The organism is Wenyingzhuangia gracilariae, from assembly GCF_056387575.1.
This window is the reverse complement of the sequence record NZ_CM150748.1, coordinates 3,301,281-3,323,786: the sequence shown is the minus strand read 5'-3', so window position 1 is coordinate 3,323,786 and position 22,506 is coordinate 3,301,281. Positions and strand designations below refer to the sequence as shown.

The 22,506-nt window shown below is 31.7% G+C and carries 12 protein-coding genes; all 12 read right to left on the bottom strand.

Going from position 1 to position 22,506, the window contains the following annotated elements:
- Positions 1-67 precede the first annotated feature (67 nt).
- Positions 68-1,573 carry a sulfatase family protein gene (locus tag ACY2IJ_RS14570; RefSeq protein ID WP_476725045.1) on the bottom strand — a complete coding sequence of 502 codons (1,506 nt, stop codon included), beginning with the start codon at positions 1,571-1,573 and terminating at the stop codon, positions 68-70.
- The gene (gene galB / locus ACY2IJ_RS14565) at positions 1,573-4,038 is read right to left on the bottom strand and encodes a beta-galactosidase GalB (protein ID WP_476725044.1); all 2,466 of its coding nucleotides are present in this window, start codon (positions 4,036-4,038) and stop codon (positions 1,573-1,575) included. Before galB ends, ACY2IJ_RS14570 begins: the two co-directional genes overlap by 1 nt.
- Positions 4,039-4,098: 60 nt before the next feature.
- The gene (locus ACY2IJ_RS14560) at positions 4,099-5,634 is read right to left on the bottom strand and encodes a sulfatase family protein (protein ID WP_476725043.1); all 1,536 of its coding nucleotides are present in this window, start codon (positions 5,632-5,634) and stop codon (positions 4,099-4,101) included.
- A 78-nt stretch (positions 5,635-5,712) separates the two neighbouring features.
- The gene (locus ACY2IJ_RS14555) at positions 5,713-7,236 is read right to left on the bottom strand and encodes a sulfatase family protein (RefSeq protein WP_476725042.1); all 1,524 of its coding nucleotides are present in this window, start codon (positions 7,234-7,236) and stop codon (positions 5,713-5,715) included.
- 110 nt (positions 7,237-7,346) lie between these two features.
- Positions 7,347-9,815 (bottom strand): glycoside hydrolase family 5 protein, encoded by a 2,469-nt coding sequence (locus ACY2IJ_RS14550; RefSeq protein ID WP_476725041.1) that lies wholly within the window; start codon positions 9,813-9,815, stop codon positions 7,347-7,349.
- Between the two features lie 47 nt (positions 9,816-9,862).
- Positions 9,863-11,326, bottom strand: coding sequence for a twin-arginine translocation signal domain-containing protein (locus tag ACY2IJ_RS14545; protein WP_476725040.1), 1,464 nt, complete (start codon positions 11,324-11,326; stop codon positions 9,863-9,865).
- A 10-nt stretch (positions 11,327-11,336) separates the two neighbouring features.
- Complete coding sequence (locus ACY2IJ_RS14540; protein WP_476725039.1) at positions 11,337-13,787, bottom strand: glycoside hydrolase family 2 TIM barrel-domain containing protein; 2,451 nt, start codon at positions 13,785-13,787, stop codon at positions 11,337-11,339.
- 150 nt (positions 13,788-13,937) lie between these two features.
- Positions 13,938-14,984 carry a hypothetical protein gene (locus ACY2IJ_RS14535; protein ID WP_476725038.1) on the bottom strand — a complete coding sequence of 349 codons (1,047 nt, stop codon included), beginning with the start codon at positions 14,982-14,984 and terminating at the stop codon, positions 13,938-13,940.
- A 1-nt stretch (position 14,985) separates the two neighbouring features.
- Positions 14,986-16,383, bottom strand: coding sequence for an arylsulfatase (locus ACY2IJ_RS14530; protein WP_476725037.1), 1,398 nt, complete (start codon positions 16,381-16,383; stop codon positions 14,986-14,988).
- Positions 16,384-16,393: 10 nt separating this feature from the next.
- On the bottom strand, positions 16,394-19,015 hold the full coding sequence (locus tag ACY2IJ_RS14525) for a glycoside hydrolase family 2 protein (RefSeq protein ID WP_476725036.1): 2,622 nt from the start codon (positions 19,013-19,015) through the stop codon (positions 16,394-16,396).
- On the bottom strand, positions 19,015-20,424 hold the full coding sequence (locus ACY2IJ_RS14520) for a sulfatase (RefSeq protein WP_476725035.1): 1,410 nt from the start codon (positions 20,422-20,424) through the stop codon (positions 19,015-19,017). Before ACY2IJ_RS14520 ends, ACY2IJ_RS14525 begins: the two co-directional genes overlap by 1 nt.
- 174 nt (positions 20,425-20,598) lie before the next feature.
- Positions 20,599-22,497 (bottom strand): right-handed parallel beta-helix repeat-containing protein, encoded by a 1,899-nt coding sequence (locus ACY2IJ_RS14515; protein ID WP_476725034.1) that lies wholly within the window; start codon positions 22,495-22,497, stop codon positions 20,599-20,601.
- Between the last annotated feature and the right edge of the window lie 9 nt (positions 22,498-22,506).

Sequence of the window (22,506 nt, the reverse complement as noted above, 5' to 3'; positions counted from 1 at the left end):
AATTAAAAGCAAAAAAGCACAGAAACCATAATGATTTCTGTGCTATGGAACACTATAATATTTCTTTTTAATTTACCGTACTTATTCCTGTTTCTCTAAGTTCAATATACTTAGCTCTCATTTCTGCAATTCTCTTTGCATATTTTGCATCGTTAATTAAATTTTTAGATTCATCTTCCGATAAATTATCCTTTAAGTTAAACAAAGCTACATTGGTTAAGTTTCCTACCTTGTTTGCTTTTTTCTTAACATCTGATTTTAAAATTAATTTCCAATCTCCATCTCTTAAAGCAAAACTAGGTCCTCCTGCAGATTGATGCATTAAATAAGTATGTGCTTTTCCTTTGGCAATTCCTTTAAAATATGGCAATAAATTCGCTGAATCTAACACTTTTGTTTTGTCTAATTCTTGATGAGACAAAGCTGCCAAAGTAGCCACTACATCTTGCCCCACAATAGGTTCGTTAGAAATTGTATTGGGTTTAATTTTTCCTGGCCAAACTGCAACAAAGGGAACTCTATGTCCTCCTTCGTTAATAGATCCTTTACTTCCCAACAATCCATTGCTTGTATCATGCCCTGCTTTTTTCATTCCTTGATCAAAAGACAAACCTCCATTATCTGACGTAAAAATGAACAAGGTGTTTTCATAAGCCCCTGTTTTTTTTAAAGCTTCTACAATTAATCCTACTTGTAAATCCAATTCAAAAATCATATCACCATGATCTCCAGGTGTGGTTCCTGCCACTTTAACACCATCAAACACAGCAGGTGGTTCGTGTGGAATGTGTACAGCCTGACTACAGTAATACATAAAAAACGGTTTGTTTTTCTTTTGACGTTCTATATAAGCTACTGCTTTGTGTGCTAAAATATTCCCTGCTGCTTTTGGATCCCAATTAGAATCTCCCAATCCGCCACGTGTTTTGTGTTTTTTTGCCGTTGCATATCCTGTTTGATTGGCATCTAACTCTTTTAAAACTGAGTTTGATTTTAACGGCAACCATTTTCTGTTTTCATAAAAAGCATAAGGTTCGTTCTGAATTCCTTCTGGCAATTCACAAGCATATTCAAAACCATAACTTAACGCTCCTCCGTTTAAATATGCATCATCTTGTTTTTTACCTTGTTCTTTTACCCAAGAACCACCCAGCCCCCATTTTCCAAAAAAGGCGGTTGTGTATCCTCCTTTTTGGGCAATACGAGCACTGGTTGTATATCCGTTTTTATCTATCAAAGCATCTGCTTTTGGAGTCCACACTCCAAAAGGTTTAGCGTTTCTATAAGAATAATTTCCTGTTAACATAGAAAAACGAGTAGGTGCACATAAAGATGCTGGTGAATGTGCATCGGTAAAACGCATTCCTTGGTTGATTAACTTATCAATATTAGGAGTTTCTACAGTTAATTTTTTAACACCTCTTTCTTTTTGATAAAAACTTAAATCTCCCAAACCAATATCATCAGCCATTAACACCACAACATTGGGCATTTTATTTTGAGCCATCAAACCAGCATGTAAACACATACACACAGCAAAGGCATAACTGATATATTTTTTTATTGTTTTCATTATTCTGTAATCAACTTAATCTTTGTAGGTTTTAATCCTTTAGAAGCAGCAGTTACTGTAATTTTTCCCGTTTCTCCTTTTTTAGATTTTACCACAAGCAATGCCATTCCATTAAACACTTTTCTTGTAGTAGCTTGAAAAGATTCATGACTTGTAGCATCCCCATTTCCTACCGCTACAATTTCTCCAGGTCCGCTAATGGTATAACTTACAACATTGTGAGTTCTAGGAACTGTTTGTCCTTTTTTGTCTTTAATTTCTACAGTTATAAAAGATAAATCTTGTCCGTCTGCTTTTATTTTAGTTCTATCCGCAGTTAAAGAAACTTTGTTTGCAGTACCTGTAGTTTTTACTTTTTCTGTAGCCCATTTTTTTCCGTTTTTGTAGGTAACTACTTTTAATTCTCCTTTTTGATAAACTACATCTTTCCAAATCAATCTATATTCGTATTGACCTTTCTTTTTTCTCCCTAAAGATTTACCGTTTAAAAACAGTTCTGCCTCATCACCAGAAGTATAAACTAATACAGGAGTTACTTTCCCTACTCTTTCTGGCCAATTCCAATGTGGTAAAATATGTGCCATTGGTAATTCTGGTCTCCATTTAGATTGATACAAATAATATCTGTCTTTAGGGAAACCACATAAGTCTACAATTCCAAAATAAGAACTACGTGGTGGAATTTGTTTACCCATTTTAGCCAATTCGGCTTTCATTCTAGCTTTTTCTTTAGGATCAGAAAAGTTTAACAAGTTGGTTTTGTCTTTGTTATAAGGTGTAGGCTCTCCAATATAATCAAACCCTGTCCATACAAACTGACCAAACAACCAAGGGAACTTATCTTCTGCTTCAAAATCTTTTTCAGGGATATCTGCCCAATTTGGAGCCGAATAATCGTAGCTACTTACTTGAAAGAAACCTCCGTTTCCTTGTTTTTTATCATCAAAGTTTACAGGAAAAAAGTATTCTCCTCTCGAGCTAATTGTAGAAGCAGTTTCACTTCCATACAATGGCATGTTTGGATTTTCTTTTCTAAACTCTTTATACATGTGTGGTTTGTAGTTAAATCCAAAAACATCTGCTGTAAATTGAAAACCATTGGTAGCAGCCTCGGGTCTACTGTTTCCAAATGTAGTAGGTCTAGTCGTATCTACAGAACGAATAATATCAGCCAATTTAGCTGCCAAAGGAGCATCGTTTGCTTCTCTTAACTCGATCAACTCATTTCCTGTACTCCACATAACTACAGACGGATGATTACGATCTCTTTTTACCATCGTGATCAAATCTTTTTCGTGCCAAGCACCAAATAAAGAAGCGTAATCGTTATCTACTTTTTTCTTTCCCCAAACATCAAAAGCTTCTACTTGTACCAAAACTCCCATTTTGTCACACAATTCTAAAAATTCTGGAGCTGGTGGGTTGTGAGAAGTACGAATGGCATTGACTCCAAAAGATTTTAAAATTTCTATTTGACGTTCTATTCCTCTTACATTTACTGCCGTTCCCAAAGGTCCTAAATCGTGATGTTGACAAACACCATTCATTCTTACTTTTTTCCCGTTTAAGAAAAAACCATTGGCATTGTACTCTATAGAACGAATTCCGAAAGTGGTGTTATAAACATCTAAAATTTTTCCGTTCTTAGTTAAAGTAGTTTTTAAGGTATATAAATTTGGATTTTCTAAATCCCACAATTTTGGATTCGAAATGGTTATGCTACTTGGTTGATAGTATGGTATTTTTTGCTCTGCTACTTTTACTGCATTTTTACCTGTTGTATAAATTTCATGCATTACCTGAACATCTTTTTTATCTCCAACAACTTCTGTTGTAATTTCTACAGTAGCTTCTTTGTTAGAAACATTAGGTGTGGTTACAAAAGTTCCCCAATGTGCTATATGAGTTGGATTGGTTTTTACCAAGCGTACATTTCTGTAAATTCCTCCACCCGGATACCAACGAGAAGATGCTGCTTTGTTATTTAATCTTACAGCAATGGTATTGTTTCCTTGTTTTAAATAACGAGAAATTTCAAATCTAAAAGAAGAGTATCCATAAGCCCACTCTCCTACATAACCTCCGTTTACAAAAACAGATGTGTTAGACATGGCTCCATCAAACTCTACAAATACTTTTTTAGATAAGTCTGACTCTGTAGCTGTAAATACTTTACGGTACCACCCTATTCCTGCCCATGGCAACTTTCCTGTTTGATTAGGTAAATCTGCTCTAAAGGGACCTTCTATTCCCCAATCGTGAGGTAGGTTTAAGACTCTCCAATTGGAGTCATCATAAGTTACTTCATCTAGATCTTTAGGTTCTGCCTTGGTAGTACCATCTGACATTTCTCCAAAACGAGCAAATTTCCAATTTTCATTAAAAGATGTAGTTTCTCTTTGTGCAAAAGAGGTAAAAGCTACATAAAAGAATAGTAATGCTAAAATTTGTTTTTTTTTATTCATATTTTTTTATTCATTAAATCTTACAACAAATACTGTATTAATTAGTATAAGATTAAAAATTTACTTAAACTGATCGTATTCTGAATTTATTTTTGCGTTTTTAAAACGAGGTACATCTTTCCATAAATCATATGTAGCTTTTAATTGAGCTGCTGACTCTTGTCCTTGTGCTTTATCTCCTGTCTCAATCACCCAATTTTCCAATACTTCTTGATGTTCTTTTAAAACACTTGAATACATAGGATTTTCTGCCAAATTGTTCATTTGATGCACATCCTTTTTTAAATCATACAATTCATAAACAGGTCTTACACCAAACCAGTGTTTTTCTTGATATTCTGTTAAAAGACCATTTTTATACGCTTTTTTAAATTCCGTAACAATAGGTCTATTATCTCTATAACCTGCTTGTAACATAGGCCTGTTAGGGTAATAATTTTTAATCAATCTATAACTTTCTGAAACTACTGTTCTAATTTTATCAATTGTATAATCACATCTATCTCTTGCTCCTATTACATATTTAGAACCATTAAATTCTTTAGCAAATAAATTTTGTCCATCTAAATAGTTTGGCAGTTTTACTCCTCCTAATGCTAATGTTGTAGCAGATACATCTAACAATGAAACCAATTTATTTACCACTGTACCTTTTTCAATACTTGGATGACTTCCTTTAACAATTAAAGGAACTTGCATTCCTCCTTCGTAACAAAATTGCTTGTGTCTTAATGAAGTTGGACTTCCATGATCCGAAAAGAAAAATATGATTGTATTCTCTAATTCACCGTCAGCCTTTAATTGCTCTAAAATATGTTCTACTGTAACGTCAGAACCTCTAACGGCATTGTAATGTTTGGTCCAAGCCTCTCTTTGTGAAGGGATATTAGGGAAATATGGAGGCAATGGCACATCATTAACAGCCAGTTTCTCACCTTTACGAACATATTTATCATCTTTTTTACCACCATCTATCTGTACCTGACCAAACCATGGCTGATTCTTATCTTTTCTAGAACTCCATACATATTTTTTAACCGTTTTAAAATCTTTAGCAAAGTTCCCTTGCCAACCATTCATTCCAGCTATATAATCATCTTTAGTTCCTACATCATAAAGCGATCTTCTATCATAATGAAAATTATAATCATCCTTACCACTATTAAAGGTAAAGTATCCTGCTTTTTTCATTAATTCAGGAATTGTCTTCATTCCTTTTGGCAATAAAATACGTAAACTATCGGGTACAATTTTTCCGTTAGTAAACCTACTAGACCTATGATTATGTGTCCCTGTGGTTGTTTGCATAACTCCAGTAATTAAGGCAGATCTACTTGCTGAACAAACAGGAGCTGTAGCATAAGCTCTCTTGTATAGAACACCTTCCTTAGCTAATTGGTCTATTACAGGTGTGTGACTTTGATTGATTGAATCTCCATAACATCCCATATAAGGGGACAAATCTTCAGCTATAATCCATAAAATATTAGGCTTTTTTTCAACTTTTTTAGAAGAGTTAGTACTTGTTTTACAAGATGATAAAACTATTGTTGGTGTTATGATTACCAACAATAGTCTATAAATTTTCGTTTTCATTATTTTACTATTTATTTCAATTAAGAGAAATATTCATGCAGTATTTAATACAGAAGTAATCAAATATTATTTGTATACTTAATCTTTAATGGCAGGCATTCTTTCACCTGTTTTATAATTTAATCTTTTTCCATAATACTGGTAATGATCAAAAATTTCTCCATTCCCTAACATTCTAGGGTCTCCTTGTGCTATCAATTCTTTTTCCATTTGAGCACGTAACTCTTTACATGTATTTCTGTAAGCAGGAAGCGTAGCTAAATTCACCATACAATGAGGGTCTTTCTGAATATTATACAATTCTTCTTCTGGTCTTTTAGCAAAACTCATCTCAAAAAAACGATAATCATTATCGTATGGGTCAATGTTCATTAAAAATGTTTTTGTTGGTGAACCATCTACATTTCTAAAACCATATTCAGGATTTCCAACAGGCCATCTTTCAGGTTGAATGTTATGTGCATACAAATATGTTTTGGTTCTAATAGCTCTTACAGGATACGACAAGTCGGTTCCATCTTCATTAGAACGACCAATATCGTGTCTTTCTTTCCCTAAAAGAGTATGGTCTCTAGTAACATCTATTTGTCCAGATTTTTTTGAAAATAAAATATCTACAAAACTCTTTCCTGTCATTTGATCATGTGGTTTAAAACCTGCTATTTCCATAAATGTTGGAGCAATATCTGGAAAACTTACAAAATCTTCTACTCTTCTACCTTTGATGATTTTTCCTTTCCAATAAGCAATTAATGGTACATGAAAACCTTCTTCATATATTTGTCCTTTTACTCTAGGGAACGGCATTCCATGATCTGAACTAATCACTACCAATGTGTTTTCTAACAATCCTCTTTTTTCTAAAGATTTGATGGCTTTTCCTACATGAAAATCAAACCATTCAACTTCTACAGCATAATCTAAAATATCTCCTCTTACCGTTACGTTGTCTGGATAAAAGGGTGGTACTTTAGCATCTGTTAATTTCTTTCCTTCTTTTTTCCATGAATCTAACTCGTAAAAACGATGAGGTTCTTTGGTTCCTAACCAAAAACAAAAAGATTCGTTTTTTTTCTTTTCTGATAAAAAAGCTTCAAAATTGGCTGCATAATCAATATTACTAATTCCTTTGTGAGGCGGTTTTAATTTGTGCTTATTGTATTCTGGTCCTGCAGGATTGTATTTGGTTGTATATTCTCCAGGTCCCCATCCTTTTCCTGTAAACCCAACTTTGTAACCTTTTTCCATTAGTAAGTGTGGATAAAACTTAAACTCTGATGGAAATTTAGGCCAATGATTGGTGGCTGCTTTTAACTGCCAACTGTATTTACCTGTAACAATACACGCTCTTGCAGGTGCACATTTAGGATTGCAATTGTATGCGTTTTCAAAAGTCAATCCTTCTTTTGCCAACTTATCTATAGCAGGAGTGTTTATAAAGGAATCACCATAAGTTCCAAAACTTTTCATAGAAGCATCATCGGCAATACAAAATAAAATATTGGGTTTGATAGGTTCTTTTTTGGCTGCTTGTGCATAATAGCCAAACAATGCAACTCCCCCAAAGAATATTATTTTTTTAAATTGATTTTTTAAATACATTTAATTTTTAATTATTGGTTTATTACTCTTTATACGACACCTAATTATACAATTGGTTTAATCTAAACAGAATAAATATAATATTCCTAATTTTTTAAATAAAACAGTTTTTATTGCAAACTAACTGTATAAAGATCTATTGATTTTTCTTTTATAGAAGTTGAAACCTGAATGGCTTCTAACTCATCTATATTAAATATTGATTTTAAAGCAGACTTAAAATTATAAGCCTGAAATTTAGGATAAGCTCTTGGCAAAAGAATAGCCTTATTCGGCTTAAGGTCTTGCAAAAAGACAGTATACTGTTTTAATTCCTTTCCTATATTGACTTCTCCAGAATAAACACTTCCATTTTTTAGTAAAAGTTGTATTTTTATAGGTCTAAAATCATCAGTGGTAGCCTGAGCTTTAATAACTATTTCTTTTTTTAACTTCAATTCTTTTATTCTGCCTTTTATTTTATCTGCACAGTAAAATTTAAACGTAAAATCATTTCCAAATTTATTTTTTTTTGGATTCTTAAATCTTATTTTATATTGATTAGGAAATGCTGATGGAAATACTTGTATTTTATCAGATCTTGTCATTTTTGTAATCTGGTGCCAATCTTTTGTTGCATTAAAAAGTGTTATTGGAGTATTTAATTCCATCACACTAATACTATAAGGCTTCTGTTTATCTATACTTTCATCATCACTATAAATACGTCTATTTAATAAGTATGTGTCTTTTTTGCCTCCCGGATAACTATAATACTCTCCTTTTATTTTGTAGCTAATATGATATCTAAAGAACTTAGAAATTTTAATATATTTTTCAGGAATTAATAACTCATATGTAAATCCATTACTTTTTTGTTGCATTGATAAAACATCTGGTTTACCATTATTTAAGACCACAAGCTCTACTTGTTCAATCTTAGAGTTTGAAATAATATCTGCTTCTAATCTTAAATTTTCTCCTTTTGATATTGTCAAAGGTGGTTGATGCAACAAATAGCTTTTTTGAAGCATTTTATTTGTTGGAATGTAAAATTCTTTTAACTTTTTATTTGGCACATATTTTTTATCCTTTTGTGATAACAAATAAACACCTGGTTTTACTTTCACAAGGGCTTTATTTGCTATTACTTCTATATAATTTCCTTTATTTAAACCTTTTAATTTAAAATTATCCCCTAAGTCAGGAAGCTTAATTTGTATCGTATGCTCTCTCGAAATTGTTACGGCAACTTCTCTATTTATATAAGGAACAAAAAAAGGATCTGCAACATAATGTGCATCCGGCATAAGTTCTAATCTCCAAATTCCATCTTCTAATTTATCTAAAAAATAGGCTCCGCTTCCATTGTAATGAATTAATGGAGAACTTCCTACACCAGCTATCAATTCTAGTTCTTTTGGATTTTTAGGTTTTGACTTTGTATTATTACTATATAGAAATTTTTTATTCGTGACCATTTCTGCCAAGTCACTTTCATAACTCAAAGAAAAAGACTCAAATTTATTATTTAAAGGGAATCTTCCGTAACTTTTCTCTAGAGGAAGTTCATGAAACACCTCTGAAGCAATCATCATTCCTATTGCTTTTTTTGGGGTATAGGCTATATTAAAAAAATGAGTTTTGTACTCTATATTTGTATGTGCCTCATGTAAAGGATCATAGGCAAAATGCGCTGCAAACTGAAAACCTGCTTCTCTAAAACTTCTTGCCATAGCAGGATACATATAAGCTCCTTTAGTGTCTGCTGGACTAAATTCATATACAAATTTAGGTCTTTTAGCCTTTTTTAACCTTTGGTCAAACGGTATTAAATATTGATCTACATTAGGTAATAAATTTCCTTTTTGTTCGTGATTAGCTGTTAAACCTGTTGGATACCATTGAAAACTTCCTCCTTCAGCATTTGATGCTAAAACTTGATCTATTTGATCTACACAGGTAGTCATATTGTACAATATGGGTTTATCACATCCTGTGCTTTTTATAGCGGCAATCATTCTATTAATATAAGGAATAACTAGCTCTGGATATTTAAAATGTTTAGGCTCATTAACTACTTCAATAGCAATAATATCAGCATCATCTTTATAAGCAATTTTTGTATATGGGTTTATATGAGATAGAAATTGCTTTAAATAATTTTCTTGTGCAGGATAAGCAGCTTGATTAGACAAACAACCCGCATTAAAATTGTATTTGTCTGTAAAACTACCTCCTTTAGATTCTCCTAAATACATAGGAGTTATATACATTTTGATGTTTTTTTCTTTTAACTTAAAGAGTAAATAATCAAACAAATCTAAATGAATATTGTTTTTTAGATTTCCATTTTCATCAGCTATAAAAGATTCCATAACATGAATTCTAAATCCATCCAAGCCTAAACGAGCTATATGATACACATCTTGATCTATAGCTTCTTTATATCTTCCTTTAATTAAAGGTTCTCTATAGTTCCAATATGAAAAAGGCACCGAATAATTTGTTCCAAAAACACAAACCTCTTGTTTATTTTTAGCCCAACGCATAACACCTTTATCATCTATATAAGTTGATGATTGTGCATATGTAGCCATCTTTACCAAGCAAAAAATACAAATAAAAATTATTCTGTTTTTTACCATTATTGTTTTTTATAAAAATCTGACAATATATTTTTAGGACCTTTTTCATATTCCCATAAATATTCTCCAGTTTTTGCTATACATTTTTTTCCAAAGTGATGTGGTAAAACAGATACTAACGGATAGCCTTTTTTGCTTTTATACATTTCTAAATGTTCTAAAAACTTTTTTTCGGTAATAGCTCCTGTATCATTACCTCCAATGTGATCTAAATTTATTCCTCGACCTGGTGACGATTTATAACAAATTTCATAATGCGTTTTTACACGTCCTTGCCAATTGTAATTATCCTTTAACCATACATCATTGGTTCTTACTACATCTGCATGTTTGGCAAAAAAGATATCAGGTACATGAAACTCCATTTCAATATTCTGATCAATCAACTTAGCGGCTTTGTACAACGCTTTATGAATGTCTAACATGTCTGATTTTGTATTGTAAGACATGTCTATTTTAAATTTCATGACTCCCATACTATGAAATCTAGATATAACTTCTGTAGCATAGTCAAAAATATCCGATTTTCCGTTTAACCACTGAATATCATCTTTTCTATCTGCTTTGGACCCTTGTTTAAAGTTTCCTAACAACTCTGGATATTGTTGGGCTGCCAAACTATTTTTATGAATTTTAGGAAATCCAATCCACAATCCAGGAGTAAATCCTTTTTCGTTAATCATATCCATTGTTTTTCTAAAGTTTGGAAACTTTTCTGGGTTTGGAACCCAAGAACCAAAACCTGAATTGATACTTCCATCAGGAAACATTCCCCAGCCGTGATCTAAAGTCATTTTCCCTTTTGGATAGCCAAATTCTATAATTTTATCCAAGTAATTTTTCACAAAATCATGCGTTAGCAAATGAAAATGTTCGTGTCTTTTGGTTGATAAATATTTTTGTTCTGACCACGTGCAATATTCTACATCTTCCCAAAATTTAGGAGTTTGTTTATAAGGGTTAATATTTAACCTTTTCATCATGATGGTATTGTACTCTTTCCAAGCTTCATCACCATTACCAGATTCATCTACAAATACTTCTTGACCTTCAGGAATATTGATTGTTAAGGTTTCTCTACCATCAAAACTATAAGTAGAATTTTCAAAACCATGCATAGTCATAAATCCTACAAATTTCCCTTTAGCATCTTTAATTACAGGAGAACCTGACATACCAGATGCTTCAATCGTAAATGGATTGTGCTCAAAAGGAGTATTTAAATAATAATACGAATTACCTCCTTTTTCACCTTCAACACCAATCCCGATACTATGATACGGACAAAACAAGGGTGCTGTAACTTTTATTTTTAATTGCTTTCCATCACCTTTAACAATGTTATCGTGAAATAATAAACTTCCATCAATAGCTGTTAATTTTTCCATTGCACTTGCAGACATTCCTGCAACTGCCACAGTTCCTAATCCTACTTTTTTTAAAAAATTTCTTCTATTATTCATGATTTAATAATTAATCTTTTCCTGCTCCAATTTTTTCGTACAAGTTTAGCTCACGTTTCTCTAAGGTAATAATCGGCTCTATTTCAGAGAAATTATTTGTTTTATCAAAATTGTTACCCTTAGATTCAATTTTTAAATATCTTACTTCTGCTTGTTTAGCAAAAAAGATGTTTTGTTTAGATCTTTCTGTTTTTCCTGCCCAAAGAGATTTCCACAAAACTCCATCTACAGATCCTTTAATTTCTATTTTATAACTTTTAATTTTTTTAGTTCTATGTACATGCATTACAACTCCATTCACTAAAGAAATTCTATCCAAATCTAATTCTACTACACTATTACTGGTAGTACTCCAATAAGTTTCGTAATCTTTATCTACAATATATTCTACTGGATGATTTGACAACGATGAGCTAGCTGTTACTTTATAAGTTGGCTTTTCTTTTTGGTAAGTTAAATTAAACGTATGTTCTTTTTTAACAGTTCCTGAAACTCCTTTGGCTAACAAAGTGTTTTTACCTTCTACTAGCTTTAAGTCCCACACAAAATCACTTTTTTGTTTTCCTAAAGATTTTCCATTATGATATAATGTTACCTCTTCCATATTAGAAAAAACACGATACGTTTTATTTGGGTTTCCCGAACGTTCTTTCCAATAAGGAGATTCTATGTATACAACAGGGTTGTTACTCCATTTTGATTTTAAAAGATAAAATGCATCCTTTTTCTTACGATCAAAAGTCAATAGCCCCTTTTGATTGATATGAGGTTTAGAATCACTTCTATGTGCAGCTCCAAAATCAGCTAAACTCCAATAATTAATACCATTTAACCACTTAAGTTTATCCGTTTTCTCTAAATAAGTTAGAATGAATTTATTTTGATATTCTATACTAAAATCCTGCTTATGTGGTTTTTCAGAATGAATTCTAACATCAGAACCTGCACCAAATTCAGAAAGAATAATCGGTCTTTTTGGAGCTTTAGTATGAATTTCATTCAATCTTTCTGTCAAAGTGTTATAATCTCTACCATACCAACCTCTATATAAATTATATCCAAAAACATCTGGAATATTAATTACTTGTAGATCTATAGGCCTATTATTATCTCCATTTACAAAAACAGTTTTTCGAATAGGGTCTTCTTTATGAATAAAGTTGTTAAGCCTAGAGATCATATCATAATTTTCTGACTTACCATCTCCTCTATCTCCTAGCCATACTTCATTACCCATTCCCCATAAAATAATAGACGGGTGATTAAAATGTTGTGTAATTAATTCCTTTAACATTGATTTTAAATTACTTTCAAACTCTGGTTCTTTAGAGGTATTGTTAACATAAGGTATTTCTTCCCAAACTAAAATCCCCAAGGAATCACATAATTTTAACACATAATCATCCTGTTGATAGTGTGCTAAACGCAACCAATTTACACCTAATTCTTTAATAAATTCAATATCATTTAAATGCCTATTTGAATTTACTGCATTACCTTCTAAATAATAATCTTGATGCCTATTAATTCCTTTCAACTTATATGATTTTCCATTTAAAAAAAATCCTTTATTAGCTGTAAACTCAAACCATCTAAACCCGTGATTTATTTCTACAACATCAACTATTTTTTTATTCTTATATAATTTTATATTTACTTTGTACAAATTTGGGTTTTCAGGACTCCATAAATCAGGTTTGGATATATCAGACATAGGAATATTAATAGAGGTAACTTTACCAGACACGACTGTAATCTTTTTCTTTCCTTTAGAGACTACTTTATTCTCTGGATTTATTACTTTAACAACAACAACAACATCTGTATTTTCTTTATTACCATTATCAATTAGAGCTTTTACTTTAATATCTGATTTTTTATCGCTTACATTCTCACTCCAAACTCGTACCCCAGAACTGGCTATATAATTTTTAGCAAAACTTAATTTAGGAGCTATGATTAATTCTACTGAACGGTATAAACCTCCATAAAAATTATAATCAGCACTTAAAGGAGCTAGCTTTTTATTCTTTTTATTATCTACCCAAACATCTATCTTATTTGTCCCTATTGACAAATTTTCTGTTAATTCACATGAGAAAGCACTATATCCACCTAAATGATGTACAATCTCTTCTCCATTTATAAATACTTTTGCTTCTTGTCCTGCAGCTCCAAAACGGATATAAATCCTTTTAGACAAATCTTCTTTAGTAAAATTTAAATACTTTCTATACCAAGAACTAGCTTTTCTATATTCTTTTTGAGTAATCCCATCGATAGCATTCCAAGTATGTGGTATATTTACTTTTTGATACTCATCATCTTTTTCTATAGGTAATTGCTTCGTGTTTTTTTCTAAATATAACCAATTTTTATCTATAGTTTTTCTTTTAACTAACGAACTTATTTGTCCAAAACAAGAAGTCGTTATTAATAATATGTAAATTATTTTTTTCATACTAACAATGTTTATTTTTAGAGATAAAGATTATGTCTTTTTAATATCATAATAATCTATTCTTCACTCTATATATTTTATTTGTTTAATGGTTTATACTTTACTATAAGAAATAAATTATCCCCTCTCTATATTAAATATTTTCTTATTCTACTCATTAATTTTACACTTTGATTTTATGAAATCTAACCACCATAAAATTCCAGCCTCTTTATGAATCTTATCTATATCTTTATTCCATTTATCGTGTAATTTTTTTCCTGAACCTAAATTAGACATACCTCCTACATTATAAAAAGGACCTTTAATGTTTTCATTATAGCCGCATTGCAACCATGTAGAAGCTAATAAAAGACCATTAGAATTTTCTATCAATTCTTTTGTTTTTTTTAATTGATCTTTTTTCATCTCTATAGTATATCTTCCAATTCTGGAATAATTGTAGAAAGTACTATCTTTATCATATGTTTGTCTGCTATATGTATACCAATAACTTCTAAGTGGTGTTTTTTTAGGTGTTGACTCGCTTTCTAACCACGGTTTTCCTGGTTTAGGCTTAGCAAAATGTATATTCAGGTCTTCACTAATTGATTTTTTTCTAGTATTATTAGCTACTAGTAGATTAGGGTTTGCTTTCTTCGCAGCTTGAATGAGTGGTTCTATTTGCCATTTCATCTCTCTCACCGCCATACCTTCATTATCTGGATCTAAAATCACATGTTGATATTTTTTCTTTTTAAGCCATGAAGCAGTATTAGATACTGCTCTGTTAGCGTTTTTCTGTTTCCATTTTAGTAATTCTTCCTTCGCTTTAGAAGTTCCCCAATATAAACAACCTACAATTACAATCATTTCTCTCTCATCAGCTTCTAAGAGAATTTTATTTAATCTTTTTTTATAAACTGGATTCATTTCACCATTGGGCAAATATCCTTTTACATCACCAAACCTAGAACCCATTATATAAATGGAAATAGTATTTAATCCATAACTTTTATATGAGTCTAAATTAGAAATTAAATCATATGTACTCTTATTACTTAACAAAGCATTAGAACATCTAAGCCCTACAAGCTTTATTTTTTTTTGATTATATAGAATTTTTTCTCCGTCAACACTTAATACTCCTTTACTAGCATAACTGGTAAGGCTATGAAGGAATACACCGACAAGCACTATAAGTCTAAAATTAATCATCTTAATTTCCTTTTAAGTTTTTTATAATTTCTTCCATTTTAGCTACTATTTCTGGCTTACTTGCAGCAATATTATGAGTTTCTCCTATATCGTTAGACAAATCATACAACTCAAAAGCAGCAGTATGTTCTTTATGTTTTTTTGATTTGTTGTAGTGAATTGAAATTCCTTTGTAATTACCTATTCTTACCGCTTGTTTAGTAGCGTCCCAATTGGTAAACTTCCAATACAAATAATCTGATTTTTGTTGATTTTGTGTATTCCCCAATAAGGTTGGCAAAAACGAAATACCGTCACTTTGTTTAGGAATTGGCTGATTTGTGATATCTGCCATAGTAGCCATTACATCCCAAAAAGCACTTGGTAAATTGGTGGTAGATCCTGCTTTAATTTTAGTAGGCCAATAAGCCAACATAGGAGCCCTAATTCCACCTTCATATACGTCTCTTTTACCTCCTCTTAAAGGACCGTTAGAATTCCAAAACTCTGGATCATGTCCCCCTTCGTGATGTGCTCCGTTGTCGCTTGTAAAAATGATTAAAGTGTTTTTATCTACTTTATATTTTTTTAACATTTTTAAAATTTGCCCCACCTGATTGTCTAAATGCTCTACCATAGCTCCAAAACCAGCAATAGGATTAATAACATCTGGAGTGGGCTCTGGATCGGCATAATATTTTCCAATGATGCTATCAAACTGAGGGAGTTTTTTTCTCCATTTATTGTGCAGCTTTTCTGGTGCATGCATGGCTGCATGTGGAATTGCTGTAGGTATATAACAAAAGAAAGGTTGCTTGTTTTTTGCATTTTCTTTGATAAAATCAAATGCATGATCCATAATTACATCGTGTACATAGGTTCCTTTTTTAATGGCTACCTCTTGTCCATTATGAACCATTTTTGTTGGATAATAAGTATGAGCGGTTACCTGAGTTTTCCAACCATAAAACTCATCAAATCCTTGATGTAAAGGATTGCGATTGTCTTTTGCAGTAGTATCTCCCAAGCCCCATTTACCAAATGCACCTGTAGCATAACCTGCATTTTTAAACAATTCTGGTAAATTAGTCATAGCTGCATCCATACCAGGTTCTTCTTTGGAATTTCCTGTAATATATACGTGTGCAGGGTTTTGTCCTGTCATTAACACAGCTCTTGATGGACTACAAACTGCATTTCCTGAATAGTGATCTGTAAATTTCATTCCTTTTTTAGCCAACCGATCTATATTAGGAGTCTTTAATATTTTTTGTCCATAACAACTTAAATCTCCATATCCCAAATCATCGGCTAAAATGTAAATTACATTTGGCTTATTTTGTGCGTTAGTGTTTCCTACTAAAATTAACGTAAGAATCAATACTTTTATAATGCTATAACTATAAATACTTTTTTTCATACTCTAAAAATTATTTTCCTTTTGGATTACTTCTTAATTCCATTAAGGCTTGATCTTTTCCTACAATTTGTAATCGTAACATTTTAACTTCTTCTTGCAACTCTTTAATATTTGTTGGCAGCTTTTCTTGTTTTGTTTGCTCTATAACTACTTTGTCTTTATTTTTAGTTTTAGAATTTCCCAAATAGGTTTTATCAAAAAGCAATTTGGTATTTGGTAACTTAGAGGTAATTACAATTTCATCTGACTTTAAACCTTTTACAAAAGCTCTAACTTTTATAACACCCGGTTTGTGTGTTGCTTTAATAAGAGCTGTTGCTACTCCAAAAGAAGTTCTTGCTGGATTTCCTTGGTTTTGAATCCCTCCTATAACTTCAGCAGGTCCTTCTACTTCAAAATAAACATATTCTTGTGCCAATACTTTTTTAGCTCCATTTTTATCTACAATTGTTGCTCTAACCGGTACATAGTCAGATCCGTCTGCTATTAGACTCATTCCTTCATCATCTAGACTTAACTTTATTTGTTCAGATCTAAGTGCATATTTTTTTACGTTTTTCACTACCAATTTGCCATCAATAAAACCTTCTGCAACCATTGTTTTAAGGACTCCTTTTTTACTTAGTTTTCTATTTCTAATATCATCTAAATAAAAAACGTTTTTAAACACAAAAGGCGGATGTGGCAATCCTTTATATTTTGCATCAGTACTAGGTTTTAAAGTTCCATAATCCTTACCTAACCACGTCAATTTAATTTCATCGCAGTTGCTATAAATTACAACATCTGATCCTGACAACTGAGTTAATTCATTGGTATTATAAATCATAGGTCCTGTTTTAATTCCGTTTAATTTATAATTTGGTGAATTCTGACTTTGATACAAATAATAGGTATAACGTGGCAATCGTAATACATTTAAATGACCACCCCAAAAAGGATCTGGATGATAACCTCTTTGATGGTCTATACCTGCCCACATAGCTCCTCCAATACGAACTTTACTTGTCTTAAATCTTTCTGACAAATAAGTTGCTTGTTTTAAAGACTGGTCTAACATTGCTTTTTCTCCCCACTCTCTTTTTACTCTTACAATAGAATTTTGAGAATACCAATCATCAACCTCTCCCCCGTCTCCAAATTCTCTATTAAAAGAATTTATTTTTTTATCATTACCATGATAATATACATCTAATCCTCCTTTTTTAGCTTCTTCGTAATCTGTAACTGTAAACATACCTGGAAAAGGATATTCTGCATGTGCTGCCTTGTGCATATTATGCATTGCATGATCGGGCTGTGAAGGTGTTTCGTTTAATGCTGTTTCCCATAACAATATAGAAGGTCTATTTCTATCTTTTCTAACTAAATTATGAGTATCTTGATACAAACGCTCTTCAAAAATTTTGTCTTTAAAATTAAAGAAGTGCCATCCTGGGTTTGCTGTTGTAGTTAACATTCCTAATTCGTCACAAGCATCATAAAAAGCATCATCTTGTGGATAATGACCAACTCTAATAATATGACTTCCTCCTTCTCTTAATAATTTTACATCTCTATAATGGCTAGAATTTGGAACTGCATTTCCTACATAAGCATAATCTTGATGACGATTGACCCCGACCAATTTTTTACCTACATATTTTTTATTAACAAACAACCCTTCAGATCCTTTCATTTCAAACAATCGGATTCCGAAACGAGTCCTCATTTGATCTACTACTTTACCATTAATAATCACATCGGTTCTTATAAAATGTAAATAAGGATCATCTGGATGCCATAAATGCACATTGTTCACTTTAAACTCTTTAGACAATTGTTTGGTTTTTCCAGGTCTTAGTTTAAGTTCTTGAGTAATTTTTTTTACTTCTTTATGATTAGAATCTTCTAATACAGAATTAACAGTGATAAGTTGAGTTTTGGTAGAGTGATTTGCCACTTCTGTTCTAACCCCTAATTTTGCATTTTTACCGTCTACATCTATAGTTCCCACAAAAACACCACCACCTGCTATGGTACTACTTAACTCTGGCAAAGTAACATGTACAGATTTTGTTTTAATAAGATAAGTATCTCTATAAATTCCTCCTAAATAGCTAAAATCTAAACCGTTTTGTTTTTTACCTGGCGGATACAATTTACTATCACTATTATCTGCCATAACAGCAATTACATTTTTACCGTTTTTATGAAGAACTGTAGTTATATCTGCTGCAAAAGGAAGGTAACCTCCGTAATGTTCTGCTACCTTTTTTCCATTTACCCAAACTTTGGCAACCCCCATAACAGCTTCAAAATACAAGAATACTTTATCAGAAGATATCGTATTATCAACTACAAATTCTTTTCTATACCATGCCTCTCCTTGATAATTTCTACCTCCACTTCCATTTTCTGGTAATATTTCTAGACCATGCGGTAAATTTGCAGCTTCCCATTCAGAATCATCAAAATTTACACGTTCGGCTCCAGTTACTTTTCCTTTAAAAAACCTCCAACCAGGGTTAAAATTAAAAACCTGTCGAGGACTATTATCAACACTATAAAAACCTGCTGTTGAAAATTTTTGCTGACTAAAGACTGGATTCAATAAAAACCCAACTAAAACTAATAGAGTTACTCTAATCATTACTTAACAATATTTTTTAATTCTTCTCTAAACTTTTTTAAAACCTCTTTATTTCTTGAATCCTTAGCAATATTATTCCACTCCATTGGATCTTTTCTATGATCGTATAACTCTTCAAAACCATCGCTGTAAACTATGTATCTATAATTTTCACTTCTTAGAGTATAGTTCCCTTCTCCTTTAGAAGTTAAAGCTGAGTGATTCCATTTTCCTTTTGGATTGGCTACCAAATGTGCAAAACTATTCCCATCTAAATCTGTTTTATTAGGCAAACCACACATTTCTAACAATGTTGGATATACATCTATTAAAGAAACCGTTCTAGTACTTTCTCCTTTTGCTCCGTTGAATGGATTGTAAACAATTAAAGGAGTTTTTGTAGCCTCTTCCCAAAGCGTTTGTTTAGACCAATGTTTTTTTTCTCCTAAATGCCAACCATGATCTCCCATTAATACAATAATGGTATTGTTTTTATATTCGCTATTTTCCAATTGGTTTAATACATTTCCTACACAAGCATCTGCATAGGCCAAACATGCCAAATAAGCTTTTACTACAGCTTTCCAATTGTTGGTTCTTAAAACCTCACTATGCAATTTTTTACCTGTCCAATTATTTCCTATTTTACCTACATCTTTTAAATCGTTTTTTAAAACTTCAGGTAACTGAATACTAGCTTCATCAAACATATCAAAATACTTTTGTGGAGCATATAAAGGCAAGTGAGGTCTAAAAATACCACATGCTAAAAAGAAAGGTTTGTTGTGTTTTTCCTTTAAGAAACGTGCTGCATAATCCGATGATTTCCAATCGTGCGTTTTTTCATCTTTTATATCAACCCCTAACCAATCAAAAGACTTTGTTTTACTTCCTTTTACTCCTGCTCCTTTAAAATCAATTCCATGCTGATGACGTAATTCTTTTGGTGGGAATTGACATCCTAAACCACCTTTGTGTTCTTGTTGAAAAGAACCAGGATCACTCCCTGGTTTAGGAGTAGGTTTAGTTCCTCTTGGACTGTGAAAAATTTTACCTGCTGCAGCTGTTTTGTAACCATTGGCAGCAAAATACTGTGGCAACGTTACTGTGTTTTCAAATCCTTTTTGTTTTCTAAAATTTTCTTCATTACCATGAACACCTGTTCTAAAAGGTTGGTATCCGGTTAACATACTTGTTCTTGATGGGTTGCATAGCGCAGCTGAACAATAAGCCTGCTTAAACACCGTGCTTTTTTTTGCCAAAGCATCCATATTAGGAGTAATGGCTTGCGGATGTCCTCCATAAGCACCAATCCAATCATTCATATCATCTACCATAATTAGCAACACATTGGGTTTAGATTGTTGACTATAGACTGACATTGTAAAAAGCAATACTAAAGAGCTTATTAATTTTTTATAGATATTCATAAATGTATTATTTCTTTAAAACGAAGAAAATAAAATCAAAGCAATAAGATATACTTGTGCGTTAAATAGATGTCGCTGTAAGTACTATTTACAACAAATCCAGCCGAATAAGGGCTGGATTTAAACTACTAACTTCAAAACAATGTAAGAATATTAAATTCTGTATTGCTAATTTTATTGAAATTTTAAGTTAAGTACACTTTCATCAGTCTTTAAAATTTGTGTAGCCTTTCCTTTATAACTATTATCTTGAAATTTAATATTTTTTGATTCTTGAATAATAATTGCAGGATTGTTTGGATACAAAGCTGAGAAGGTTCCTGAATTGGTTATAGTGTTTCCTTTAAAAATTAAATTTTCTGTTTTATCTATTTCTAAAATTAAATTATCAAACTGATCAAAAGTATTATTTTCTATTCTAATGTTTTTAAACACACGCTCTTGAATGTCTTTTTCTGCAGTTAACTTTATAACACCAATATTTGATCCTCCGTAAGCACAATCTTTAAACGTATTGTTTCTAATTGTTACATTGGCACACACACTAGCTTCATACCAATGGTCTACGTGTGCTGGTCCTAAAATTGCAGTCATTTCTGTATGAAAATAATTATCTTCAATCAAACTGCTTTTTTTAGATCCTAACAACAATCCTCTAGCTCTATTCCTACTAATGGTACAATTCTTAACAACTACATCTGGATATGCATCTAAATTTTCTAACAAATCTTCATTTTTAATTCTTTTTGGTAATGGTTCTTTAAAAGTAGCTACAGCATATCTTCCATTTATTATTTTATATGATTTTAAAGTAAGTGTTTCATACGGGTTTAAAGACTCTACCTCTCTTACCAATCCTATTTTATCGCCTTTAAAACCTAGTAAAAATCCTTTTTGCTGAAAATGTCCAGAACGAATACCCAAGGTATGTTCATCTATTACTTCAAATACTTCTTTATAAGCTCCATGAATATTTGCAGCATCATCTAACTGATTGTGAAAGGTACTGTTTGTAATTTCAATTTTTCCTCTACATCCTACAAAATGAGTAGCATCTGCTGTTGCAGAAACCATTCTTCCTTTAGATGGAACTACATTAAAATTATCTAAAATTAAATCCGATGAATTTTCTGCAATCAAGCCCATTCCACCTGAGTGGTTGATGTTTACATTGTTCCCTTTAAAACCAAATGTTTCTGTAATATGAAAACCTGGAGAAGTTCTATTTACAGTTTTGTCTCCTTTACTTACTAAAATTAACCCTACTTTAGGTAATTTTTTAGTGTGATTAAAAACTCTAACAACACCTGGTTTTACTTCTTTTACATAACATTTAAATTCTTTACCCACATAACTGTGTAAAGGATCTTGCTTATCTGTTTTATATGGATATTTAATTTCTTTGAAATTTCTTTGCACCTTTACTTTCTGAACAACACTAAACCAGTTAGAGTATTTTTCTGTTTCATAAGCAACAGCTTTTGTTTTTGGATTAAACAGTATAGATTGTCCCATATTATGACTGTAATATTCTTTTAAAAATATCAATTGTCCATTTCTTATTTCATATGGATATTCTTTTGAATATTGTAAATCATATGTATTGTTTTTCTTATTGTTAGCCACTACAAGCCCTTCACTATGAAAAGTCATTCCCCAATCTACAGAAAGATTTTTTACTTGAATATTTTTACTCTGATGAATGATAAAAGGAATCATAACTCCATGAAAAACAAATGTAGAACCTTGTCCATCAATCGTTACATTTTCCATGTTTACGATAGGGAACGGAGTTCTTGTTAACTGATCATCGTGATTAGAAATGTTACGGTACATTTCATAGGCCTTGTCTGGGTAAAAATGATAGGTTCCTTTTTCGAACTTAATTTCTGAAATTGGTTTTTCATTTGCTTGTAGAATCCTTGACATAACTGATTCAGATGCATCTGCAGCAATTTCCTTGGTAAACACAACCACTTCTCCTTTTAACACTTGTTTTTTAGATGCTGTATGGCACCCAACAAGAGTAATCATCAATAACAACAAATAAATTTGCTTCTTAAACTTCCTCATTCTTTCTAT